Source organism: Prosthecobacter sp. (assembly GCF_046154365.1).
GTDB lineage: Bacteria > Verrucomicrobiota > Verrucomicrobiia > Verrucomicrobiales > Verrucomicrobiaceae > Prosthecobacter.
Genome location: NZ_JBJXFV010000026.1, coordinates 33,642 through 56,884, shown reverse-complemented (window position 1 = coordinate 56,884; position 23,243 = coordinate 33,642). Strand labels below are relative to the sequence as shown.

Here is a 23,243-nt window from a genome sequence, read left to right as displayed (position 1 = left end):
GGTTGGGAATGAAAACCGGAGTTTAAGAGAGAGACATCACACGCGGCCCAGCGGCGGCGCGCGTGACAAACATCTCGGCATCCACGCCTTGGTGTTTCCGATAGGCCTGACGAAACTCCGCCATGATCTGCGGCGAACGCGCTGTCTCGATCAACGCAACGACGCAGCCGCCAAAGCCACCGCCTGTCATGCGGCAGCCATGCACACCCGGTATCGTGTGGGCAATCTCCACCAACGCGTCCAGCTCCGCGCAACTCACCTCGAAGTCATCTCGCAGTGAATCGTGACTTCCATACATCGCAGCACCCGCCGTGCGCCAATCGGATTGTTCAAGAGCCGCGACAAAGGTCATCGTGCGCTCGTGTTCGGTGATCACATGCCGCGCACGCTTCTGCTCAACAAGTGGCAAAGCCGTTAGCATTGTTTTCCAATCGCCATCCGATGCTTGACGCAGTGAACTCACATCAAGCAGTTTTGCCGCGGACTCACACTGCGCTCGACGCTGCGAATACTCGCTGCCAGCAAGGCTGTGTTTAACTCCACTGTTGATGATGAGAACACTCACTTCTCCACAAAGCATCGGCACGTGGCGCATCGACCGATCACGACAGTCCAGCAGCAAGGCGTGCCCTGCTTTGGCAAAAGTCACCGCAAACTGATCCATGATGCCACAGGGCACCCGGGCAAACTCGTGCTCCGCGCGCTGGCACAGCAAAGCTTTATCCTCAAAGGCCAACGACCTCCCGCAAAGTGTCTCAATCAGAGTCGCTATTGCCAACTCAAGCGCTGCACTGCTGCTCAAGCCACCACCGCTCGGCAACGTGGCCGAAATCAATGCATCAAATCCGGGGATCTCCCAGCCGAGTCGTTGATATCCCGCCAGCACGCCCGCCGGATAGCAGGCCCAGTCCTTGCCCCCAGTAACAAGCACTCGACTCAGATCGAAAGTCACCGCATCGCTTGCACACTCGGATTGCAATACGGCCAGCCGATCCTGTCTCGGGCTCACAGTGATCTGAATGCTCAGATCAATCGCCATCGGCAGCACCAAGCCGTCATTATAGTCCGTGTGCTCACCAATCAGATTCACACGGCCCGGTGCCACCACGGTGAATCCCGTGGCGCGGCTGGTTGATGCTGGTGATGTGTCGCGCTGAAGTAACATGAGCATTGTTGGATGACTGTTCATTGAACGTCTTTACAGCGTAAAACCAAGGAGGTATCCGGGCAACTTTGGAAGAAATCCGGTCGAAGGGTTCCAATGATGTGCGAGGCTGGAATCTAAACCATGCCGAAGCCCCGCAAGCCCAAATCAATCCCCGCCGGCAGTCCGCCGCATGTCGCCTTGCTCGTCGAGACCTCCCTCGCCAGCGGACGCGACATCCTACAAGGTATTGCCCGCTATGTGCGAGAGAACGGGCCGTGGCTGCTCTATCACCAAGTCCGCAGCCTTGAAGACAAGCCGCCAGCGTGGCTCAAGGGCTGGAAAGGCCACGGTATCATCGCACGAGTGCAAACCCGCGCCATGGCCCGCGCCATCGCGCAGACCGGGCTGCCCGTCGTCGATGTGCTCGGCGTCATCGAAGACAACGGCTTTCCGCTCGTGCACGTGGACAACGAAGCCATCGGCACCCTAGCCGCCAACCATTTGCTGGAGCGCGGCCTGCGCCACTTCGCCTATCTCGGCATTCGCGGAGAAAACTGGTCCGAAGCCCGCCAGCAGGCCTTCAGCCAAGCCGTGTCAAAGCACGGCTGCACCGTCACCGTTCGCAACGAACCGCGCCATGAACTGGACGATGAATCATGGGAGGCGCATCAAACCAAACTTGCACACTGGCTCTCCAGCTTGCCGCGTCCCACCGGCATCATGGTGTGCAGCGACCAGCGCGGCAGCCAGCTCCTTGATGCCTGCCGCCGAGCCAATCTCCGCGTGCCCGAAGAAGTCGCCGTCATCGGCGTCGATAACGACGAACCGCTGTGCAACGTCTGCAACCCGCCGCTGACCAGTGTCCTGCCCGGCCACACACAAACCGGCTATGCCGCCGCCGCATTGTTGGACCGCCTCATGCGCGGAGCCAAAGTTCCGCAGAAGCCCACGCTCGTCCCACCCGTGAAGATCATCACCCGCCACTCCACCGACACCATCGCCGTCGAGGATGAGGCCGTCGGCCGCACCCTGTGCATCATCCGCGAGCACGCCAGCAATCGCATGCGCATCGACGACATCGCCGCTAAAATCGGCATCTCCCGCAGCGTCCTCCAGCGGCGCTTCCTCGCCTCACTGGGTCGCACCATCAACGAAGAACTCATTCATCATCGACTCAAAGTCGCGCAGCATCTCCTGCTCGAAACCAAACTATCCCTCCCCGAAATCGCCGAACGCGCCGGATTTCAACACGCCGAATACATGGCCAGCGTCTTCCGTTCCCGTCTCAGCCTCTCTCCCGCTGGATTCAGGCGGCAAAACAAGTAGTCGAGCCTGCTCATTTGATCATTTTGGATTCAAAGACCTCCAGTGGCACAACTCGCGGTGAGCCCAGGCTTCACGGACGTCGGGTTTGGATTTGCCGATGGATTCCCGGCTGATGCCACGCTCACGGGCCAGGGTGGACGTTGCTCAAACCCATCGCTTCCCGGAGTTCCTGCTAGCGCCTCGGCAGCCGCTCGCGGATGCGCTCGGCGTTGTCGTGGCGTCGTGGTTGTCCGGCGCGGTGGGCATGAGAGAGGCAGCTTGATTCGTTCATTTCATCGCCACCTTTGCGCTGAGCGGCACGAAGTATTCGAAGTAGCCGAGCATCATTTCATCGACGGTTTGGCTGCCCCATTTGACGAGCTTCGTCGAGTCGGAGTTGGCTTTGTTTTCGGCGCTGTTGTCATAGACAGCGGTGATGGTGAGGGTGCTGCCGCGTGGGATGAGCTTGGGCTGTTTGTAGTCGTAGCGGAGCTGCCAGTTGAAGTCGTAGCGCGGGATGTCGAGCAGGGTTTCGGTTTTGCCGTCGGCGTAGGTGACTTCGTATTTGAAGGCCTTCCCACGAATGTGCATGTGCGCCATGTAGCCGGTGATGGGGATGTCGAAGGGCACGCGGCGGGTCGATGTCTCGACGTGGTGCGAGGCTCCGGGCGGGATGGAGATTTTAGGGTTCGAGAGGGCGAGCGTCTTCACTTCATACTGCGGCGCGGTCTTGGCAAAGACGAGACCCATGCGCAGGCGTTCCTTTTTGGCCTTGCCGCTTGGCGTGTAGTGAATCTGGAAGCTGACGCGTGCTCCGGCGGGGATTTTGCGGGCGAAACCTTCGGGATACACACAAGCGCCGTTGCCGGGTACATAGATGGCCCAATAACCGCCTGCGCCTTCCTCGCGGTCGCGGGCATCGCTGCCTTTTTCATGCACCTGGACGATGACGTGATGCACCACGTCTCGAGCACTCGGCAGGATTTCATACGCGGCGACCCATTTGTCCTCGGCGATGTCGGTTTCGACGACATCGAAGGCGTAAGGCATGAAACCGTCGGCCTTGATGTCGTAGGCACGGCTCAGCGGGATGATGAAGTCGGGCGTGCCGATGCTCCATTCGGCGGGGTAAGTGCGTTTCGCGGGTGCCTCGGCCACGTTGCCAAGCGGTCGGTCGCTGGACTCGATCCACGCGAGCAGATCGGTTTTGTCCTTGGCGGAGAGGGAGCAATCATTGGCCCAGGGATTCGTCGTGGCGTCTTTGTCCAACGCAGCGAACCACGGCGGCATGGTGCCTTCGGAAATGACGCGCTTGATGACCTTGGCGCGGTCTTTGACTTCCTCAATGTCGTCGAGCGCGAAGGGCGCGATGCCGCCGTCGCGATGGCAGGTGACGCAGTTCTGCTGAAGGATGCGGGCGACATCGCGATGATAGGTCACGGGGGATGCGGAGGCGGATTTGGCAGCGTCGCCGAGATCGAGTTCGCAACCCGGCGCGGCAGTCGCGGCGATGTGCGACGACTCGTTCTTCACGAACGCGGCGATGGCATCATGCAGGTAGCGATGCTTTGGCGCGTCGAGGTTGTAGTTGATGCCATACTGATCATCGAAGGCACCGCGATATATAAGTGTGCGGGCGGCATCGAGCAGGAAGACTTCCGTGGTGGTGCGAGCCTGAAGCGCGGCGGTGAGGGTCTTTTCTTTGTCATGGATGTAAGGCGAGGTGAGGCCGTGCTCGGCGAGCTGCGCTTTGATTTCATCCGCTGTCTCGCTAGCAAACGGATTCACCAGCAGCAGCGCGAGGCCTTTGCCCGCGAGTTCCTTTTCCAGCTTCGCCACGCTGGGGATGTAGCGCTTGCTCACCGGGCAGGTGGCGCTGGTCATGATGATGACGATGCCTTTGCTGGTCTTCAACTCGCTCAAGCGATGCGCCTTGCCCGCGAGATCCGTGAACGGCGCATCCACAATCATGCGCCCGATGCCGACATCGCCCGCTTTGAGGATTTCCGGGCCGCTGGTGACTTTCTTCATGTCCTCCGGCGAGATCGCTGGTGCCGCCGCAGGCATCCCGCGACCACCGCCCGCGCCGCCGCGTGCCACGATCTTCTTTACCATCGCCAGCTCTTCCGCGTCGATCACGCCATCGGCATTCGAGTCCACACGATTGAACCACTGCGCCCCGGCGGATTCCTCGCGCGTGATTTTGCCGTCCGCATTCACGTCGAACTGCTTCACCATCGCGTCGATCTGACTGACAGCGGGTGAAGGCGGCGGAGTGGTGCCCGGAGTCGTGGTCGGCGCAGTTTTGCCGGAGACCTTGTTGTATTCCTCCAGCGAGATCGCTCCGTCCTTGTCGAGATCGAAACGGGCAAAAGCCTGCGGGCTAGCCAGCTCATCGGTGGTCACTTTGCTGTCGCTGTTCTTGTCGTAGCCGGAGAAAACCGCGTCAGCGGGCGCCGTGGTGGCTGGTTTAGTGCCAGAAGGTGTTTCACCAGGCTTGGCTGGCGTGGTGGGAATTGTCGTTGGCTTCATGCCGCCCGCAACTTGCGTGTATTCCTCCAAAGTGATCGCGCCATCCTTGTTCACGTCGAATCGCTCAAAGGCCTGCGCGTTTGGCAGTTCCTCCGAAGTGACTTTGCCATCGGTGTTCTTGTCAAAGCGCTGAAAGACGCCGCCGCTGGGCGATTGAGCAGAGGCGATAGAGAAGCCCGCAAAGGCGAGGAGGAGAGTGAGGGACGTTTTCATTGCTTGGCTGGAGTGTTGGAGTTCGCAGCGCGGCGGCTGACGCGTTCTTGATTGGTCTGGCGGATGATTTCGCGCTGCTCGGGTGTGAGCTGCTTCCACATGTCGAGGCCGTGGCGCTTGAAGGCATCCGTCACCTTTTGCGCGGACTCCTGCTGGATGGCGTTGAAGTCGGAAAGCAGACGGTCGTAGCTTTGGCGGAGAGCGGCTTGCTGCTCGGGCGTGGCATCGATTCGTGCAAAGTCCTGCGCCATGCGATGCTCGATCCAGCGTCGGGTCCATTCCTCGCTGCGCGTCCATGCGGGACGACCTGAGTTCACGCGGGCGGACATGGCGTAGCCGCAGAGGCCGCCGAGGCCGAAGAGCACGATGAGGCTGACGATGATTTGGGTGAGGAGTTTCGTTTTCATGGTGCGTCAGGGAGATGGGTTTCAATCATGAGTTGGGCGAGGAAGGCAGGTTCTGACTCCGCATCGACATCGGCGGCGAACTCCTCCCGCTGCGGCCACACGAGCCACGAGGCGGTGATCAAACCGACTGCGAGCGCGGCAAAGGAAGCCCGAGCCCAGAGCCGAAGCGCGAAGATCGACGGCTCCTCTCCGCGAGCTTCACCCGGAGCGAAGAGGGTGAACCAACTCGCGGCCCACGCACGCATCTGCGCCACGAACGATGGCTGCGGCGTGCGCACGATCACCGATGATGCCGCGAGAGACTGCGGCAAAGCCGCATCGAGAAACCAATCACGCCGCAAGGCCCCCCGCGCCTCCGGTTGGGCGAGTGCAGCAGTCAAAGCACGCATTTCCTCGGTGGTGAGCGAGTCTTCGCGCCAGCGGTGTAGCAAGTTTTGGAGTTCAGGATTCATGAGATCAGATCGTTTGGGAAAGTTTGCGCTCCACGCAGTCGGTGAGGGCCTGCCGCAGGCGGTAGAGCGACTTCGTCACCGCATCGAAGGACTGGCCGGTGGTCCGAGCGACCTCCTCGACTGATTTTCGTCCTTCGTAGCGCAGCGAAAGCATGTGGCGTGACTTCTCCGGCAGCGCGGCCACGCAATCATCCAGCGCCTGCTGCCGTCGCTGCCATTCGTCATCCGCGTCTTGGTCCGCTTCCGAGAATGCCGTCTCCACCTGCGCCAGAAACGCCTCCATCACCTCGCTATCGGCCACGACCTTCGCTGTCTGCTGCGTGCGCCAGTGCTTCAAAATCAGATTCCGGGCCACACCGCGACACCACGCAGGCTGATTCTCGATGGCGGTGCCCTTTTCCACCTCCACCGCCAACCGCACCCACACCTCCTGAATCACATCCTCCGCCGCATGCGCATCCCGCAACAGCCCGCTCACAAACGCGCCGAGCCGATGCCGGTCATGGATAAACTCGGCAGCCGCACGCTGGATGATTTCGGATTCACGGGACATTCAAAGGGATGTTCCATGAACCCGCGAAAGGTGGACAAAGTTTTTTTCGGAGATGTGGTCGGTCGCCACCAAGGGTGCATGATTGAAGGACTATAACTCCCAACGAAAGGAAAAGCTCCCTTCAGGGCAGAAGAGCTCGTTTTCACGCGGACAAGCAAATGTGAGTGTCCCGAAGGCCGCGCAGGGCTTCGGTGCGTTTGGGCAGTTCGGCGAGGTTTCCGTCTTTCAGGGACTCGGTGAACGCGTTGAACAGGCTCCAGACGCTACGGGCCTCAAAGCCATCACGACGAGGTTCTCGCCATTTATGAGGCACCTCCATTATCAAACGGTTGGAGCACAGGTTTTCCTCCGAACCCGTGCCCCCGCGTGGCCGGTGACGGAGGCTGGGCAAGTCCTCGTGGAAAGGCGGGGAGGAACTGGCCCAGCCTCCGGCATCGGTGACGCGGCCAAGGCTGGCCGGGGCAACGGCTGGTCTGCCATTCGGACGACGCAGGAGCCGATGCCAGACGGGCCGTTGGCGGTGGGGGAGGATTAACGTGCATGGGTGAACGCTGCCAGTGCGGGGTGAGAGGCGGAGCCTGTGGTGGGCTGGCAGCGTTCACTGATGCACCTCGGAGAGAGGCGGAGTGAGCCGGATTGAAGATCGAGCGAACTGGGGAAGGTCGAAAGTGAGGGGCGTTGCGGGGAAACCTCCCCGCTCGAAGGGGTAGCGGCGCTCAGTAGCCGTGGGGGGAAGGCTTGCCCCGCCTACTTGACGAGTTTGAATGTGGTGCCCGTGTTCGACTCGATCATTCCATTTTGGGTGAACTGGAAGATGAACTCAGTGCCAACCAATGCAGCCGCGCTTCGCTCACACAGACGAACAAATGCCGGGGTGCCCATGGTTCTATGCCAGCCTTGGGAGCCGACATAGATGCGAGCACCCTGCCGGTTGGGAAGCACGCCTCCATTGCCTTCATAGATGGCACGGCAAACATTAAGGACTTTCCCATCTGGTGAGAGTTCACGATACGTCCGATGCCAGGTGACGGCTCCTGCGAAACTGATCTGATCGGTGAACTCGATTTGTCCGAGGTCCTTGGCACGAGTGACTGCAACGAAGCAAGGCTTGGGAACGCTGATTGGCACGGCCTGTGGTTGCTGCACGGCACCCGCAGCCGGAGCCTTCGGTGGCTGCTTGCTGTTCGTCACATCATAGACCTTGGCCCGTTGCGACATGATGGAGAGCGTTTTTTCAGCCTCTTTCAGCCGCAGCGTCAGGTCTGCATGCCCCTTGTGCCATTCACCAGCTCCGTTCTCGTTGTAGAACTCGATCGTGTATTCCGCCTGCCAAAGTCCGCCTGCTTGGACGATTCGGATCTCACCAACGATCTTTTCGCTGCCGACCGGCCACTTGGCTCGATGCGCTTGCTCGTCGGCACCTATCGCATCTCTCGTCAGCAAGCCCTTGTCGAGGAAGTCCACCACCGTTTCATAGTCTGCGATCATGCCTTGAAGATCGCCTTTTGAGGCTTTGGCATGATGCTCAGAGACAAACGCCTTCACATCACTTGCCGAGATGGCTGGGGGAGGAGGCGGCGCGGGAGGCTGAGGTGGCGGTGCGACCTCTGTCACTTTCTGAGGAGGGGGCGCGTGAGGCTTCTCGATGGCCTTGGTCACAACCATCACCGAAGTGCCTTGGGTTAAGTCCAAAAGTTGCGGAGTATGAAGTTCGGGAAGTTTGTCCGGGAGCGGTGAGCTTGCCGGTTTGATCGTGGCCCACCATTGACGCGTGCTGTCAGGTTTCCACTCGGACATCTTGCCCGGTTCCCAATAGTGAAGGCTTGAGGCCACATCACTTGGCTGGACGTTGCCATCGTGGGTCTGAACGACGAAAACACCCCGGCGTCCTTTCCATTCCAGCAAGCGGACGAGCGCACGCAAATGATCGTAGTCCGGCCCCACGACTCGATCATTGAGCGGATTTTTCAGGGGGGCGTAGATCATCAGACAGAGCTGCTTTTCTTTGACTTGAGTGCTCCACCCCGTGTTTTCAATCTCATCGACTGGCAAAGGCATCTCCACCTCAAACACGAGGTCAGGGCAGGTTGTTAGCTTCATGAAAGTCACGTCGATCTTTCCATTCATGAGGCGCATCAGCTTCGATCCATCATTTGAGCAAAGAATTTTGTCACCTTCATCCACGCCGAAAGACTTGAGACCAAAGGCGAGGGGCAGGCTGGGGTGAGTGAAGGCACAGACGCTCTGGCCGGACAACTGCCAGGGGCCGTCCGGTTCGCGGCGCGACGGCGGAACCGCCGATGTGATCAGGGTGCGCACTCCGAGCTTCCAATGTGTCTGTCCCGGCCAAGGCTCCCTCGGGCCTTCCTTCCAAAGCCTTTTGCTGATGTCGTCGAGCTTCTTGTATCCCGCCGACTCTTCTAATGGCTGCAGCACGAGCTTGTCGAGATCGAAAACCAGAGGGGCTTCATCATCAGGGAAAAAGGCGAGTTCTCCATCCTGCCACCAGTGGAGATCACCTCCCGGCATGTCTCTTCCAGGCGGACGCGGTAACTCGATGGCCTTGCTTTCGCCAATGCGCACAATCCACACACGGCGCGACTTTCCTTCGCCAATGGTGCAGGCGATGGATTTTTGGTCTGGAGCCCAGGCTAGATTCCCATGTGGAAATGAAGGAACCGGAATGGAAGCAGTTTTGGTGAATCGATGAAGGTCGAAAATGCCTATCGCAGGCTGCGATCCAGCCGCATCTCCAAAGGCGAGCATCACGTCGTCCGGCGAGAGGGCAACGGGGCAATCCCTCTGAACTTGAGGGATGACTTTGGTGAAGTCCGGTTGGATTTCGCCGATCTTGGCGGACTTGATGTCTTTGGGCGGATCATAACGAAACGGCGGAGGGGCAGGTGGAGGTGGAGCGATGGAAGGTGCTGCGACCACAGGAGGCGGGTCAATCACCGGTGCTCGACCAAGGAATGAGATGGGAGACGCCAAAAGGAGGGCCGCCAGTCCGGTGACGCCCACTTTGACCCATCGCAGCCAGGGAAAGGTAGCTGGCACCTCATCAGCTGAAGCCGTCGCCCAATTCTTGAGCGCCACCTGACCGCCGATCAATCCTCCGACAAAGCCACACAGCACGCTCGGAAGCAGGGATGCGAGGCTGACTGCAAAGACAAGCCACATGCGCGACCGTAGCGCTCGATCCAGCGCGGCGCAGCTCGCCCCGCTGGCGTCCCACGTTGCCAACGAGGTAAGGACGGCTCCAGCCCAGAGCGCGCAGAAGACACCCGCCTGAATGCCGAGACGGCCCGCCTCGCCCGGTGCGTGAAATCGCGACGTGAACTACTTTCGGGCAAGAATCACGGTCACCAGCGCCGAGATCACCGACAGCGCCAATATCAAAACGAGTTGAAGCTGAGTGCCGGCTATGAACTCTGGTATGGTCACGATGAAACTTCTCCAGAGCGCCACCGAAAGCCCAGTGACTGCACCCGTGATGAGTGCAATCAGAGAGGCTTTGTCCGTGATGAGAGAGGGGCCTGAATCCTTCGCGGGTCGATGACTATCACACGGCTGCCAGTCCGACAACCGGAGTGTCAGCCACCAGTTGCTGCACTTTTGCGAGCATGGCCGGGGAAGGTTCCGCCACGCCGTGCTCCCATTCGCGGACATCTTTAGCGATGACCTGAATCCTCCGGCCAAAAGCAAACTGGCTCAACCCCATGATCCTCCGGGCCATCAAGACTTGGTCAGCCGGGGTCTGAACCGCACCTGGATACGAGCCAAGGAAACCGATGAGGCGGGGCCAAAAGGAGGCTGTCGGAGCTACCTCGTCACGTTCCCAGCGTTCATAATGTTCGCGCAAAGTGTTCAATCGTTCAGCGGTCTGCGCTTGGGTCAAATTCAAGACCAGCCTTCGAGACCGCAAATGCTGCCCCAAGGTTACCGGCCTGATTTTGAACCCCTTCTGCACAAGCTTTCGCAACCTGACGGCCATTCTGGAGGCCTTGAGGGTGAAGTAGCAAAATGGCAAAATAGGGTGATACTTACTTCGCGTAAAGTCGCGCGCTCGTATCCTTTTTGAGAAAGGCTGAAACAGGCTGTAAAAAGCCTGGGAGGATCAATTCAGGCCGGATGTCTGCCAACGGTCGCATGACAAAGTTGCGCAGATGCATGCGTGGATGCGGTAGGATCAGATCGGGGTTGGTGCTGATGACTTCATCCGCATAGAGCAGATCGAGATCAAGCGTGCGCGGTGAGTTGCGTTCACGTTGCGCCGGGCGTCCTAAGGCGAGTTCGACGGCCTTGAGATGCGCGTGAAGCTCACTGGGAGTGCAGGCGGCTTCGACTTCGATGACGTTGTTCAAGAACGCCTGCGTGCCGGGGGCGCAATCGACGGGATCGGTTTCGTAGATCGGGGAGCTGGCGGCGAGTTTGATGCCAGGAACGCTGGCGAGCAGCAACTCAATGCCGCGTTGCATATTCGCGGCGCGATCACCGAGATTCGAACCGAGAGCGATGCCGAAACGCATGGCGATGCGGTTATTTCAAACCGAGCACGTCCTGCATGTCATAGAGACCTGCGGGTTTGCCGACGAGCCAGCGGGCGGCACGGACGGAACCGTTGGCGAAGGTGTCGCGGGAGCTGGCTTTGTGAGTGAGTTCGACGCGTTCGCCGACGTTGGCGAAGATGACGGTGTGATCACCCACGACATCGCCGCCGCGAATGGCGTGAACGCCGATTTCCTTCGGCGTGCGGGCTCCTACGTCGCCGAAGCGGCCGTGGCGGCAGTCCTGGTCGTATTCGAGGCCGCGCACGTCGGCGAGGATTTCGACGAGTGTGCGGGCGGTGCCGCTGGGGGAGTCTTTCTTCATGCGGTGATGCATTTCGATGACTTCGAGGTCGAAATCGGGGCCGAGCAACTCGGTGGCCTTGCGGGTGAGCCAGAACAAGGTGTTCACACCGACGCTGTAGTTGGAGGCGAAGACGATGGGCAGTGTTTTCGATGCTGCGCGGATGGCGGCGAGTTGGTCGTTGGTGTGGCCGGTGGTGCCGATGATCATGCTTTTCTGCTGCTTGAGGCATTCGCCGAGCAGTTCATCGCAAAAATGGTGCGAGGTGAAGTCGATGACGGTGTCGCACTTGGCGAGGGCATCAGGCAGCGTGTCGCCCAGGTCGATGCTGGCACCCACGGCGACGCCTTGCGTTTCGGCGGCACGCAGGATGGCCTGGCCCATGCGGCCTTTGCTGCCGGTGATAAGAAGTTTGAGTTCGGACATGCGCTGGCGATAAAACGGGAGCGGGGATTATGCAAGCTGGGGCTGGACGCTGTGCAGCGGATCGAGCAGCAGCATTTCATCGAAGGTTTTGTTCGGCGAACGCGCTGCCGGGGGCCAGAACTGGCCGTTGCGGATGCGTTTCACGGCTTCGGCGGCGCAATTGAGGGCGGACTCGATCAGCGCTTCATCAAAGCCGTTCCATTCGAGAATGGCGGTGTCCTGGATGCTCTTGGGCAGCGCGAAGTAGGCGACGCGGCTCACGTTTTGGCCGCGCTGGCGCATGGCGGCGGCGTACAGCGGCAGTTGCAGGTCCAGCCACAGGGCACGCTTGCCTTCTGGCAGGTCGAAACACTTCCATTCATCGGCTTCGGTGAGCTTGGTGCGCGCTGTGATGGCCTTGAAGTGAGTTTTGTGCGGTTCATTCGCTTTGTCGGAGCTTTTGAAATCGACAATGCGCAGACTGCCGTCGGCGTGGCGCTCAACGCGGTCGATGCGGCCCGACAAACGAGCTTCGGCGATGAGGAATGGCGTGGAATCATCCTTTGTGCCGATTTGCAGCTCAGCTTCGATGCTTTGCCAGCCTTGCTGGCGATTGGTGGCCTCAATCGTCGCTGCATGACGCAGGCGCTGAAGAATGCTGTCCAATTGCAGCGTGATCAGCGGAGCCGGGCGCTGGCCGAACTGCGCGTGAACATAGTCGCGTGCTGCGGCTTCGAGGAAGTCGGCGATCTTTGCCGGATGCGTGCTGTCGCGCATGTCGGAGTCCTGAAACAGGCGATGAAACGCGTGGTGGATGATCTGGCCGAACTCGGCGGCATCCAGTTCACGCTTTTGAGTTTCGACGGCACTCATGCGTTTGGCATGCGTGAGATAGTAGCGGAACGGGCAGCTCAAGTAGTCGCGCAGGCGTGACGGCGAGATGGTTTCGAGCGGCTTGGTGAGCCAGTCGGGCTTCAAGGTCCAGGCGAGTGTGCGTGGTGGCTCAGCCTCGGACTGCTGGTCTTCTTCTTTGGGGAACAGATGTGCGACACGTTGCGGCAATGTCTTGTCGTCGCAGAGAAATAAGAGCCGTGAAGGACGCAGGGCGTCGCCATCTTCGCTCCACTGGCCGCAGAGAAGCTGCAGGCTGTCGTTGCGGCGTTGATGCGAAAGCGCGGCGAGGATGAAGGCATCACGCGCGAAGCGGGTGTTTTGGCACGGGAGGTTTAAAGCCTCACGCAAACCGTCGGGCAGAAACGGATGGCTGATGAAAATGCCGGGCACGTTTTCTTCATTCAAACCCGTGACGATGAGATTGGGCGACTTTTCCCAGAGCAGTTCGAGCCAGCCTTGCAGCACGAGGTCGATGTCGCCACGCGGCTCGGCGAGTCGGCTTTGCGACAGGCATTCGAGCGAGAGCGTGAAGGCGTCCTCGGCTTTGGGCTGCAAACCGAAGCGTTTGGCCTCGCTTTCGAGTTCTTCGGTGATGCGCAGCCATTCGGCGGCGAGTTCGGTGCGTTCGCGATGTCCGGGGGCTTCGGGAAGGAAGGTGCGTTCGCCGAGCAGCTTCAAGATGAGCGTGCGGGCCGCTTTGGCAGGCGGCAGGCGACGCAGTTGGTTCAACAGGTCGAGCGTGGTCTTGATGACGGCATGCAGGACGGGAAAATCAACGAGCGGCAGTTCCTGGGCATGCGCGAGCGTGACGGGAAGGTGATTGCTGGCGAAGTCATCGGCCTCCCGCAGCAAGGCGGCGGTGCTTTCATTCTTGGGAGCGATGGCGTTACGAAATTCTTCGATGCGCAGCAGTGCGGCGAAGGCACGCCATGAGCCGGAGCCGAGCAGAACGCGGAAACAATCGAGGACATGCCACAAGCCTTCGCGTTGAACCGGAATGCCGCCGGGTTCAAAGCTGCGCGTGTCTTCGAGCGTGAGTTTTTCCAATATGAGACTCCCGACTTCAGCATCGCACACACCGAGGGCGGTTTTACCCTGTGGCACGAGTGCGCGCATGAGATCGAGCGCTTTGGCTGCTTGCGACGAAGGATCGCGGGTGACGTGGATTTGCGGGTTTTCGATGGGCAGGCTGACATCCGCGTCTTCACCCCAAGACGAGGGCAGGGGACGCCCGCAATGGTCAAAGGTGTGCGCCATCGACTGCGGCGCATGAACGGCGATGGTGACCTGCAAGTCGTGTTCGGCACAACCCATGATCCAATGGTCGAGCAGCGGCGGCAAATCGGGTGAGGCGAGCACGACGATCCGCTGCACGCCTTCGGGCAGCACCGGTGCGCGGGCATGGCGGCGTTTGAGCGCCTGAGCATCGGCGATCTTGGCTTGCGCGAGTTCATCGAAATACGCGCGCTCGATTTTCGCCAGATCGTGCCAGCGTGCGGCATCGCGTTGAATCGCGGGCAGGGTGGCGGTGTCGGCGAAGGTGAGGCCGCCGGTGCCGAGCAGCATTTTCAATTCGGCGAGCATGCGCGCCGTTTCGGCCTGCCAGGACCAACCGCGTTCGGCAGGCAGCGTGGGAAACAAAGCCTGGAGTGAATCGAGCGCGACGCGTTCGAGCGCACGCTGCCAAGCCATCTGTGATTGCAGCGGTGTGGCGGCTTCAAAACGGCGGCTTTGCGGCAGCAGGGCTTGTTCGGGCAGCCAAAGATGCGGCACGATGGCAGCGGTGCCGCTGGTGTTGGTCGTTTGCGCCAGCGCTTCGCGCAAACGACGGCCCGCTTCGCCGTTGGGAACGAGAATGAGCGTGTCGCTGAGGTCGAGGGCGCGGGTTTGATCCCAACCCTGGCACAGAAAGTCCACAGCTCGTTCAAGGACCGGAGCGTCCCAGTTCCAGAAGAGGCGTTGGATGGTGTTGCTCATGCGCTTTCGAGTTTGATCAGGATGTCGGCGACGATCTGCTCGGGCGATTGATCAATGGAGACGCGGATCACATCCGGCGTCGGGTCCAAAGTCGCGAGCTGGCTCGTTAGCAGGCTCGGTGGCATGAAGTGGCCTTTGCGTGCGGCTAGGCGTGAGGCGATGAGTTCGTGGGTGCCGTCGAGCAGCACGAAGCGCAGCGTTGGATCGGCATCGTGAGCGCGAAGTTTGTCGCGGTAGATGGGTTTGAGGGCGGAACAGGCGAGAACGTAGATCGGCGTGAGGTGGCGCATGTCCTCGATGCGCTGGCGCAGCGTGGCATACCAGGGCCAGCGGTCATCGTCGGTGAGCGGGGTGCCGGTGGACATCTTGGCTTTGTTGGAAAGCGGGTGGAAATCGTCGCCATCCTCGAAGACGCCGTCGAGTTTCGCCGCGAGCAGATTGCCGATGAGCGACTTGCCGGAACCGGAGACGCCCATGACGATGATGGTTTTTAAATCAGAGTTCAGCATGATGCGGGAGAGGGGTGGTGAGGCTTGACGTGTTCCAATCGTTCATGGAGGATGCACGGCACCACTATGAAACGCCTGATCTTGCCCGCAGTCCTGCTGTTTGGAGTCGCTTTTGCCGCTGATGAAGTTAAACCGGCCGCAGAGGCGCCGAAGGAGATCGTGCTGTTCAACGGCAAGTCGCTCGACGACTGGGAGAGCGTCGATGTCGGCGGCAGTGGGGTGGTGGAGTTGGAGGGCGGGCTGATGATCATCAATCAGGGGGAGAACGTGAGCGGTGCCATTTACAAGAAGGCTGCCGCCTTGCCAATGACCAACTACGAGATCACGCTGGAAGCGAAGCGGCTGCAGGGCGTCGATTTCTTCGTCGGCCTCACGTTCCCCGTCGGTGATCTCAAACACTGCGCCACGCTCATTTGCGGCGGCTGGGGTGGCAGCGTGACGGGTATTTCATCCATCGACGGCTTCGACGCCTCCGACAACAACACCTCCAGCTATCAGCGTTACAAGGATGACGAGTGGTATGCCTTCAAACTGCGCGTGACGCCGAAAAACCTCAGCGTCTGGCTGGGGGACAAGCAGATCATTGATGAAGACATCGAGGGCAAAAAGATCGCCGTGCGCCCCGGCCCCATGGAAAGCTACCTGCCGCTCTCGCTGACGACTTTCAACACCACCGCTGCGATCCGTAACATCAAGCTCACTCCCATCACGGAGAAGAAGTGAGCATGCGATCACATGCCGGGTCACTGCGGTTCACGCTATGCCCAGCGTTGCATTCTTCGCGGCAGCGTCCTGGAGTGCTCCAGCCCTCTGGAGCTTTGCGCAGGCCTGTGGACGCTCAAAAGCGCCGGAGGGCCGGCGCACTCCAAGACGCTGCCGCGTTCAGCGTACTCGAATCGTGGCTTCGCCTGCTGGCTGTCGTGGCCTGCGGTGCCTTGATGTCGTGCAGTTCGGTGCTGCGCACGCAGGTTTCACGCGAGGAGACCGTCCTGACCGAACGCGAGAAGCGGCACATGGCCGGGCTGCTGGATGACATGGCCGCCGGCTGGGATGGCATGCAGCGGGGCAGGATCGCCGAACGGCGGCAGGCGGAGGATCGTTATGAGCACGCACTCACGGCGTTCCTGCGTGAGTGGGACCATCATCAAAGTCCGCGCTACTGGCAGACCGGCACCGTGTTTGCCTCGAAGCAGCAGAGTTTCCAAATTGATTTCGATCCGGTGGCGAACCAGCAGCGCGAAGTGCCGCCGGCACAGATCGACCAGCTCATTCTGCCGACGCGGTTGAAGCTGCAAATAGGCAATACGCAAGCCGGGCGTCCTGGCATTGGCGTGCCGCTTGTCGGTCACATCCGCCGCACCAGTGCGGTTAAAAAGGAGCAGCCGTTTCTGCCGCCGAACGGCGGCAATCTCACGCTCACCGCCGTGATGGAGTTGGACGAGCGTTCCGGCGGCGCTCCACGGCGCTGTCGGCTGCATCTTCACAACACGTTGAACGTTGCCACCGTGCAGGTGCGTCATGATGAGCGCCAGTTGGCCGCAAACTTCACCGCGTCCAAGCAGCTCGCTCTCTCCCGGGCCACACTCCTCCCGTTCACCCTCCTCGGCATGTTCTACCCCGAATGCATCCAAGGCACCAGCCAGCTCTACTGCATGGACGTGTATGATCCGCAGCGCATTCCGGTCGTGTTTGTGCATGGCCTGCTGTCCAATCCCCACATCTGGTTGAACGCCGTCAATGCCATCAACGCCGATCCTGAGCTGCGGGCCGCGTATCAGCCCTGGTATTTCCTGTATCCCACCGCCATCGACGTGACGCAGACGGCCACACGTTTGCGCAGTTCGTTGCAGCAGGCGCGTGATCACTTCGATCCTGATCACGACGATCCCGGCATGAACCGCATGGTGCTCGTCGGTCACAGCATGGGCGGACTACTCAGCCGCATGCAGACGATCGATCCCGGCGATAAGCTGTGGGACGCCATGTTCAGCAAACCGCCGCAGGCACTGAATGTCTCCGACGCGGTGCGTGAGCGTCTTGTCAGCACGCTGAAGTTCAAACCACAGCCGGAGGTGAAGCGCCTCATTTTCGTCTCCACGCCGCATCGCGGCAGCAATCTCGCCAGCAAAGGCATTGTGCGTCGTCTGGCCTCGCTCATTCGTCTGCCGTTCGATACGCTGCTCATGACGCGGCAGTTGATCACCGGCAATACAGACGCGCTCTCACCGCAGATCCGCGACTGGGGCTTTTACGCTTTCCTCAGCCTCGGCATGCTGTCAGAAAAGCATCCCTTCTATCAAGGCTTGAACGCCGTGCCGATTCCAGTGCCGCATCATTCCATCATCGGTCAGCTTGGCAGTAGCAGATGGTTCGGCAACTCCGATGGCGTGGTGCCCTACTCGAGTTCGCACCTCAACAGCGCGGCTTCTGAGAAGATCGTGCCCTGCTGGCATGGCGCCGTGGAGCGTCCCGAGGTCGTGCAGGAGATCGTGCGGGTGTTGCGCGAGCATCTGAGGGGGAAGGGAAGCCCACTGCGGTAAGTAACCATGACTGCATGCCGCCCAGGATTTTCTCGAATTCTGGCATCTTTTTCAAAACACCAAACCGAATCTGCCTGGCATTATTTCCAAATACCCAGACAGTATAATAGCGCTGTTGCGACGGCAAAGAAGCCCCAAGCAATATTCATTAACAAAACTGAGGTGGTGTGTTTTTGCTGTCCCCAATACTCATTCTGAATTGTCCGTGCTGCATTCCATAGAATCCAAAACAGAAAAACTGCGAGTAGATTGTGGAACCACCATTTTGAGTCATCGTTAGTTAAGGTGCCAAAGCTTTTTGGAGCCGTTGCAGGAGGTTTACAATCACCGCAGAACCAGATTTGTATTCCTTGGCTTGCTGGGGCTGTCTTATTTAATGAATACATGCATGAATGAACGGCATCTCGGTTGCAAAGGGCACACAAATGTCCCGTTGGAGATGCGGCTTTCCTAGATTCCAAAAGGGCTTCCTCCATGCGCAAGCTCGTTTGAAAAGGGCCATTGGGTGTAAAAAAGGGAAGTAACGAAATAATGATCGCCGCCCAAATCAGAAGAGAGAATGTTTTTCCAATAGTCATAATGCTGGTCAGAGCGTTGCATTAGCCTTACCTGCTCCATATGAACGTAAATGGTCAGTGTCGTCTTGTTTATTTGAGTCCTGAAACTTGTGAGAGTCAGATGAATCTGACGTGAAGGTGCGTTCTTATTGGAATACCCACATGAATCACCTCCCCTACCTCCTCCTCTGTGTTGTTTTGCCTATTTACGCCGCTGATTCCTGGATCTCCACGCAAGTTCCCGCCGAGTTCGCCGGTCAGTTCTCGCCGGGAAAGTCACCACTCACGTTCAATGATGGCAGCAAGGTGAAGAACGCCGCCGACTGGCAGCGCCGTCGTGCGGAAATCCTCGCTGACTGGCATGCCATCATGGGCGCTTGGCCTGCGGTGATCGAAAAGCCGAAAATCGAAGTGCTGGAGTCAAAATCTCGCGGTGAAGGCATCAGTCAGCAAAAAGTGCGTGTAGAGATCGCCCCCGGTCAGACCGGCGATGGTTATCTGCTGCTGCCATCAGGCCGTGCGCCGCATCCCGCTGTGTTCGTGCCTTACTACGATCCCGAAACGAGTGCTGGTTTGAGCGAGAAACTGCTGCGTGACTTCGCTTGGCAGCTCGCACGGCGTGGTTTTGTCACGCTGTCGATTGGATCACCCGGTGGTGATGCACGCCTGCCCGTGTTGAGTGCCGGTGCAAAGTGTCAGCCGCTGTCCTACCTCGGTTACATCAGCGCGAACATGTGGCAGGCGCTCGCCTCGTTGTCAGACGTGGATTCGAAACGCATCGGCATCGTCGGTCACTCGTATGGCGGCAAGTGGTCGCTGTTTGGCTCCTGCCTGTTCGAAAAATATGCCTGCGCCGTGTGGAGCGATCCCGGCATCGTCTTTGATGAGGCACGCGGCAGCATCAACTACCAGGAACCCTGGTATCTCGGCCTCGATCCCGCGCTCACACGCAAACCCGGCCTCGTCAGCGCCGACTGCCCACGCACTGGTGCCTACAAGGTGCTCATCGAACAAGGCCACGATCTTCAAGAACTCCACGCCCTCATGGCTCCGCGGCCCTTCCTCGTCTCCGGCGGTGCCGAAGACCCGCCGAAGCGCTGGGCTGCGCTGAATCACACCATCGCCGTGAATCAGCTTCTCGGCGTCACCGGCCGCGTGGCGATGACAAATCGTGAGAAGCACGATCCCAATGAGGAATCCAACGAGCAGATCTACCGTTTCTTCGAGTACTGGCTGCAGCGTGAGCAAAAATAAGGCGGAGGCAGCCGCGCGGGCTACCTCCGCCTGGAAGTGGAGATTGAATCACTGATTGTACGCCGCCTCGCCGTGCTCGGCGAGGTCGAGGCCCTGGTTTTCCTCCTCAGGCGTGACGCGCAGGCCGATGGTGAGGTCGATCACCTTCAGGATCGCGAAGCTGGCGATGCCGGACAGCAGGATCGTGTACACCGAGGCCAGACTCTGTGTCACAAGCTGTGAGCCGATGCTGAAATCGCCCAGGCCACCGGCGAAGGCCGTCGTGCCGAAGACCGCGACGAGGATGGTGCCGACGAAGCCGCCCACGCCATGCACGCCGAAGACATCGAGCGAATCATCGTAGCGGAACTTCTTCTTCAGCTTGGAGCAGGCCAGCCAGCACAGCAGGGCCGAGACGCTGCCGATGCAAATTGCCCCAATCGGCCCCACTTTGCCCGAAGCGGGCGTGATGGCGGCCAGACCGGCGATGGAGCCAGTAGCGATGCCGAGGGCGCTTGGCTTGCCGTTACGAATCCACTCGATGAGCATCCACACCACCGACGCTGCGCAGGCGGAGAGATGCGTCACGACGAGCGTCATGGCTGCCGCTCCATTGGCGGCGAGCTGGCTGCCCGCGTTGAAGCCAAACCAGCCCACCCACAGCATGCCCGCGCCCGTGATGGTCAGCGGCAGGTTGTGCGGCATCAATTGGGCACCGGGGAAGCCTTTGCGCGGCCCCACCATCACGCAGGCCACCAGCGCCGCCACACCAGCGGTGATGTGGACGACAATGCCGCCCGCGAGATCGATCACGCCCGTCAGGCCAAAGAACGCGCCCGCTTTGTGCCACACGCCGTAGCAGCAGGGCACATAGACGACGAGGCTCCAGACGATGCTGAAGACCAGGATGGCCTTGAACTTCATGCGCTCCGCGAACGCGCCGATGAACAGGCCCGGCGTGATGAGGAAGAACATCATCTGGTAGGCGAAGTGCAGCAGCTCCGGGATCGTCGGGCAGTCGGCGCGCACCGAGGTCGTCGTCACGCCGCTGAGGAACATCTTGCCGAAGCGGCCGATCACCGGGCAGCCGTCGGAAAAGGCCAGCGAGTAGCCCACCGCCAGCCAGACCAGGCTCAGCACGGCGGTCAGCGCAAAGCACTGCATCAGGATGGAGAGGATGTTCTTCGCCCGCACTAGGCCGGCGTAGAACAGCGCCAGTCCGGGGATCATCATAAACAGCACCAGCGCCGTCGAGACGAGCAGCCAGGCGGTGTCCCCGCTGTTGATGGTGCTGCCGTCGGCGGCATGGGCGGAGGTGGTGGCGAGAACGAGCGCGGCCATCACGGAATAGCTCCGCGAGGCCCCGCTCCCGATGCGTTTCAGCAGGGGATGGGTCATGGTTGGTTGGGCGGCTGGTAGGTTGGGAGCCGCCGATGCTAGGCGGCGCTGTTCCGCCGGCAACTGGCAAGATGGGGTGTTGCTCGCGTGCAGGCGGTCAAGGCTCGAGAAACAAACTGCCAGCCTGTTTCACGTTCCCAACAGCTCCCCATACGAGAAGTCCGACACGCGCATGCGCACGCGGACTTTGGCTCCTTCGTGCAGCGGAAAATCAGGAATGCCTTTGCCGATGAAGCCCCAGATTTCTTTGCCGTTGGGCAGGAGGGCGTGGCAATTGCGGGCGTCGATCACTTGGCGAATGGTGGCGACGGTTTCGACTTGGTCGGGGATCTCGATCACTTCGTCACGGGGATGGCACGGCGTGCGGTGGGTTCGCTGCTGGCGGGTGCTTTGCGGTTCCAGTCGATCTTGGCGGACTGGAATAAAGTACGCGTGGTGATGAGATCGACGGCACGTTGCAGCACGGTGTCGGCGGGCTTGGGTTCGTCCTCGGGCAGCGATTTACCGGCAGAACGGCGGATGTAGGAGTCGAGTTCGGGATTCTGACTGGCGACGAGCGCCGCTTCGTTGAAACGGGCGCGGGGCTGGTCGGTGATGGTGCTTTTGACGCCTTTGTCATCCGTGGCTTCAAAGGCCTGGCGTTTGGTGGTGGTGAGGAGGGTGACGGGGAAGTCGGGTTGCAGGCCTTTCTTGAAGACGGAGCTGTCATCGGCCAGCAGCACCTCGGCGCGGGCGAAACGCAGCGACCATTCGGCATCGACGGGCACGGTTTCATAACGCACGGCACCGCCGCGTGTCGCTGCGCCGATTAAGAGCGCCTGTTTCCGCTGCCGCAGCACGGCGGCGATGGTTTCGCCGAGGTTGTTCGTCTCGTCATCGACGAGGACGAGCAGCGATGGCGACCACACCGGTTCACGCGCATTCGTTTCAGTCTCGGCGGCGGTCTGGTTCATCTGCTTCATTTTGAAGAGCGCTTCGTTCTTCGGCACAAACAGGCTCAACATGTCCGCTGCGTCATCAAAATCACCGGGCGGGGCAGGGGAGCGCAGGTCGAGGATGAGATGCGCGGCCTTGGCCGCCACAAACGCCCGCAGGTGCTTCTCCATCTCCGCCGTTTCGCGTGCAGTAAAGTCACGCGGGCGCAGATACGCGATCTGCGGCGTGATCAGCTCGCCCTGCACGCCGGTGAGTGCGCCAGATTTGGCCTCACTGATGCGTGGCACGAGTTCGGCACCAAAGTCGAGGCGTTCGAGCAGGCCGGCGAGGGCGGCGCGGTTCAAAACATCGAAGGTGAGGTCGCTGCTGCGGATGTACTCCTTTTGCAGCAGGCGAAACGCCGTCTGGATGCCCGTCTGGCTGATGTCCTTCGGCTCCGTGGCACGGGCGGCGCACACGGCGGTGGTGAAGGTCAGGATGAATGCGAGTCGTCTCATGCGCCGGTCTGTTGCAGATGATTGAGAGCATGAACGCGGCCTGCGCCAGCACTTTGCCACACGAAATGCTGCGCGATGGCCCGGCTGACGAACTGTTTGGCCTGCGCCACGGCTTGGTTCAGCGCAAGACCATGCGCGAGGCCGGTGGCGATGGCGGCGGAGAAGGTGCAGCCCGTGCCATGCGTATGAACGCCCGCTGTGCGCGGTGCAGTGTGCCAGGAGAGTTCACCCTGATGGCAGAGCACGTCGGCGGCATCGCCGCGCAGATGGCCGCCTTTGACGAGTACAGCGGTGCCAAAGCGGGCGCTGAGATCACGCGCGCAGGCGGCCATGTCGTCGAGACTCACAACCTCGCGTTCCCACAACACGCGGGCTTCATCCATGTTCGGCGTGATGAGTGTGGCGAGCGGCAGCAGTTCGGTGGTGAGTGTGCGCACGGCTTCGTCTTCGAGCAATTTGCCGCCGCTGGTGGCGACCATGACCGGATCGACCACGAGCGGGATGCGGCCATGCGCGAGTTTTTGCCATGTTTTAGCCACAGCATGCACCTGAGCGCTGCCGCCGAGCATGCCGGTCTTCGCGGCGGCAATCGGGAAGCCGCCAAACAGCACGCGCATCTGATCCACGATGAATTCGGCGTCCAGCAACCGCACCTGCGAGACGATGCCGGGCGTTTCCGAGACCACGCTCGTCAGCGCATTCAAAGCGTAGCCGCCGAGGGCCGAGATGGCCTTCAAATCAGCCTGCACGCCCGCTCCGCAGGAGGAATCGGAGCCTGCGATGGTGAGAACGACGGGAGGGCTGGTCATGGTGGGGTTTGGCGATGGTACGAGCCGG

General features: G+C 60.3%; 20 protein-coding genes. 4 read left to right on the top strand and 16 right to left on the bottom strand.

Features of this window, described 5'->3' with window-relative positions:
- Positions 1 to 22: 22 nt before the first annotated feature.
- Complete coding sequence (gene galK, locus ACKVY0_RS03515) at positions 23 to 1,165, bottom strand: galactokinase (protein ID WP_409213409.1); 1,143 nt, start codon at positions 1,163 to 1,165, stop codon at positions 23 to 25.
- Between the two features lie 123 nt (positions 1,166 to 1,288).
- Between galK and ACKVY0_RS03510 the strand changes: the two genes are divergently transcribed.
- Complete coding sequence (locus ACKVY0_RS03510; RefSeq protein WP_409213408.1) at positions 1,289 to 2,473, top strand: substrate-binding domain-containing protein; 1,185 nt, start codon at positions 1,289 to 1,291, stop codon at positions 2,471 to 2,473.
- A 267-nt stretch (positions 2,474 to 2,740) separates the two neighbouring features.
- Here ACKVY0_RS03510 and ACKVY0_RS03505 read toward each other — a convergent pair whose 3' ends face one another.
- From ACKVY0_RS03505 to ACKVY0_RS03460, 10 genes are all read right to left on the bottom strand, one after another.
- The gene (locus ACKVY0_RS03505) at positions 2,741 to 5,197 is read right to left on the bottom strand and encodes a redoxin domain-containing protein (RefSeq protein ID WP_409213407.1); all 2,457 of its coding nucleotides are present in this window, start codon (positions 5,195 to 5,197) and stop codon (positions 2,741 to 2,743) included.
- Entirely contained in the window at positions 5,194 to 5,604 is a 411-nt protein-coding gene (locus tag ACKVY0_RS03500) for a hypothetical protein (RefSeq protein ID WP_409213406.1), read from the bottom strand. Before ACKVY0_RS03500 ends, ACKVY0_RS03505 begins: the two co-directional genes overlap by 4 nt.
- Entirely contained in the window at positions 5,601 to 6,056 is a 456-nt protein-coding gene (locus ACKVY0_RS03495; RefSeq protein WP_409213405.1) for a hypothetical protein, read from the bottom strand. The genes ACKVY0_RS03500 and ACKVY0_RS03495 overlap by 4 nt, the downstream gene beginning before the upstream one ends.
- 4 nt (positions 6,057 to 6,060) lie before the next feature.
- Complete coding sequence (locus tag ACKVY0_RS03490; protein ID WP_409213404.1) at positions 6,061 to 6,609, bottom strand: sigma-70 family RNA polymerase sigma factor; 549 nt, start codon at positions 6,607 to 6,609, stop codon at positions 6,061 to 6,063.
- Between the two features lie 747 nt (positions 6,610 to 7,356).
- On the bottom strand, positions 7,357 to 9,546 hold the full coding sequence (locus tag ACKVY0_RS03485) for a hypothetical protein (RefSeq protein ID WP_409213403.1): 2,190 nt from the start codon (positions 9,544 to 9,546) through the stop codon (positions 7,357 to 7,359).
- 625 nt (positions 9,547 to 10,171) lie between these two features.
- Positions 10,172 to 10,639 (bottom strand): helix-turn-helix domain-containing protein, encoded by a 468-nt coding sequence (locus ACKVY0_RS03480; protein ID WP_409213402.1) that lies wholly within the window; start codon positions 10,637 to 10,639, stop codon positions 10,172 to 10,174.
- A 13-nt stretch (positions 10,640 to 10,652) separates the two neighbouring features.
- Positions 10,653 to 11,138 (bottom strand): 2-amino-4-hydroxy-6-hydroxymethyldihydropteridine diphosphokinase, encoded by a 486-nt coding sequence (gene folK / locus ACKVY0_RS03475; RefSeq protein ID WP_409213401.1) that lies wholly within the window; start codon positions 11,136 to 11,138, stop codon positions 10,653 to 10,655.
- 10 nt (positions 11,139 to 11,148) lie between these two features.
- Positions 11,149 to 11,886, bottom strand: a complete 738-nt coding sequence (dapB, locus tag ACKVY0_RS03470) for a 4-hydroxy-tetrahydrodipicolinate reductase (RefSeq protein WP_409213400.1) — start codon at positions 11,884 to 11,886, stop codon at positions 11,149 to 11,151.
- A 27-nt stretch (positions 11,887 to 11,913) separates the two neighbouring features.
- Positions 11,914 to 14,736, bottom strand: coding sequence for a PD-(D/E)XK nuclease family protein (locus ACKVY0_RS03465; protein WP_409213399.1), 2,823 nt, complete (start codon positions 14,734 to 14,736; stop codon positions 11,914 to 11,916).
- Complete coding sequence (locus ACKVY0_RS03460) at positions 14,733 to 15,245, bottom strand: gluconokinase (protein WP_409213398.1); 513 nt, start codon at positions 15,243 to 15,245, stop codon at positions 14,733 to 14,735. Before ACKVY0_RS03460 ends, ACKVY0_RS03465 begins: the two co-directional genes overlap by 4 nt.
- Before the next feature lie 66 nt (positions 15,246 to 15,311).
- On the opposite strand from ACKVY0_RS03460, the gene ACKVY0_RS03455 reads away from it, so the two are divergent.
- Both ACKVY0_RS03455 and ACKVY0_RS03450 read left to right on the top strand, forming a co-directional pair.
- Complete coding sequence (locus tag ACKVY0_RS03455) at positions 15,312 to 15,968, top strand: DUF1080 domain-containing protein (RefSeq protein WP_409213397.1); 657 nt, start codon at positions 15,312 to 15,314, stop codon at positions 15,966 to 15,968.
- Between the two features lie 107 nt (positions 15,969 to 16,075).
- Positions 16,076 to 17,785, top strand: a complete 1,710-nt coding sequence (locus tag ACKVY0_RS03450) for an esterase/lipase family protein (RefSeq protein ID WP_409213396.1) — start codon at positions 16,076 to 16,078, stop codon at positions 17,783 to 17,785.
- Positions 17,786 to 17,865: 80 nt separating this feature from the next.
- Here ACKVY0_RS03450 and ACKVY0_RS03445 read toward each other — a convergent pair whose 3' ends face one another.
- Positions 17,866 to 18,363 carry a hypothetical protein gene (locus ACKVY0_RS03445; protein ID WP_409213395.1) on the bottom strand — a complete coding sequence of 166 codons (498 nt, stop codon included), beginning with the start codon at positions 18,361 to 18,363 and terminating at the stop codon, positions 17,866 to 17,868.
- Positions 18,364 to 18,504: 141 nt separating this feature from the next.
- On the opposite strand from ACKVY0_RS03445, the gene ACKVY0_RS03440 reads away from it, so the two are divergent.
- A complete protein-coding gene (locus ACKVY0_RS03440) occupies positions 18,505 to 19,596 on the top strand; it encodes a dienelactone hydrolase family protein (protein ID WP_409213394.1) in 1,092 nt (363 codons plus the stop codon).
- A 48-nt stretch (positions 19,597 to 19,644) separates the two neighbouring features.
- Here ACKVY0_RS03440 and ACKVY0_RS03435 read toward each other — a convergent pair whose 3' ends face one another.
- The 4 genes from ACKVY0_RS03435 to thiD all read right to left on the bottom strand — a co-directional run bounded on the left by ACKVY0_RS03435 (position 19,645) and on the right by thiD (position 23,215).
- Complete coding sequence (locus ACKVY0_RS03435) at positions 19,645 to 20,973, bottom strand: ammonium transporter (RefSeq protein ID WP_409213393.1); 1,329 nt, start codon at positions 20,971 to 20,973, stop codon at positions 19,645 to 19,647.
- 129 nt (positions 20,974 to 21,102) lie between these two features.
- On the bottom strand, positions 21,103 to 21,312 hold the full coding sequence (locus ACKVY0_RS03430) for a hypothetical protein (protein ID WP_409213392.1): 210 nt from the start codon (positions 21,310 to 21,312) through the stop codon (positions 21,103 to 21,105).
- A complete protein-coding gene (locus tag ACKVY0_RS03425) occupies positions 21,309 to 22,406 on the bottom strand; it encodes a S41 family peptidase (RefSeq protein WP_409213391.1) in 1,098 nt (365 codons plus the stop codon). The genes ACKVY0_RS03430 and ACKVY0_RS03425 overlap by 4 nt, the downstream gene beginning before the upstream one ends.
- A complete protein-coding gene (gene thiD, locus ACKVY0_RS03420; RefSeq protein WP_409213390.1) occupies positions 22,403 to 23,215 on the bottom strand; it encodes a bifunctional hydroxymethylpyrimidine kinase/phosphomethylpyrimidine kinase in 813 nt (270 codons plus the stop codon). Before thiD ends, ACKVY0_RS03425 begins: the two co-directional genes overlap by 4 nt.
- Between the last annotated feature and the right edge of the window lie 28 nt (positions 23,216 to 23,243).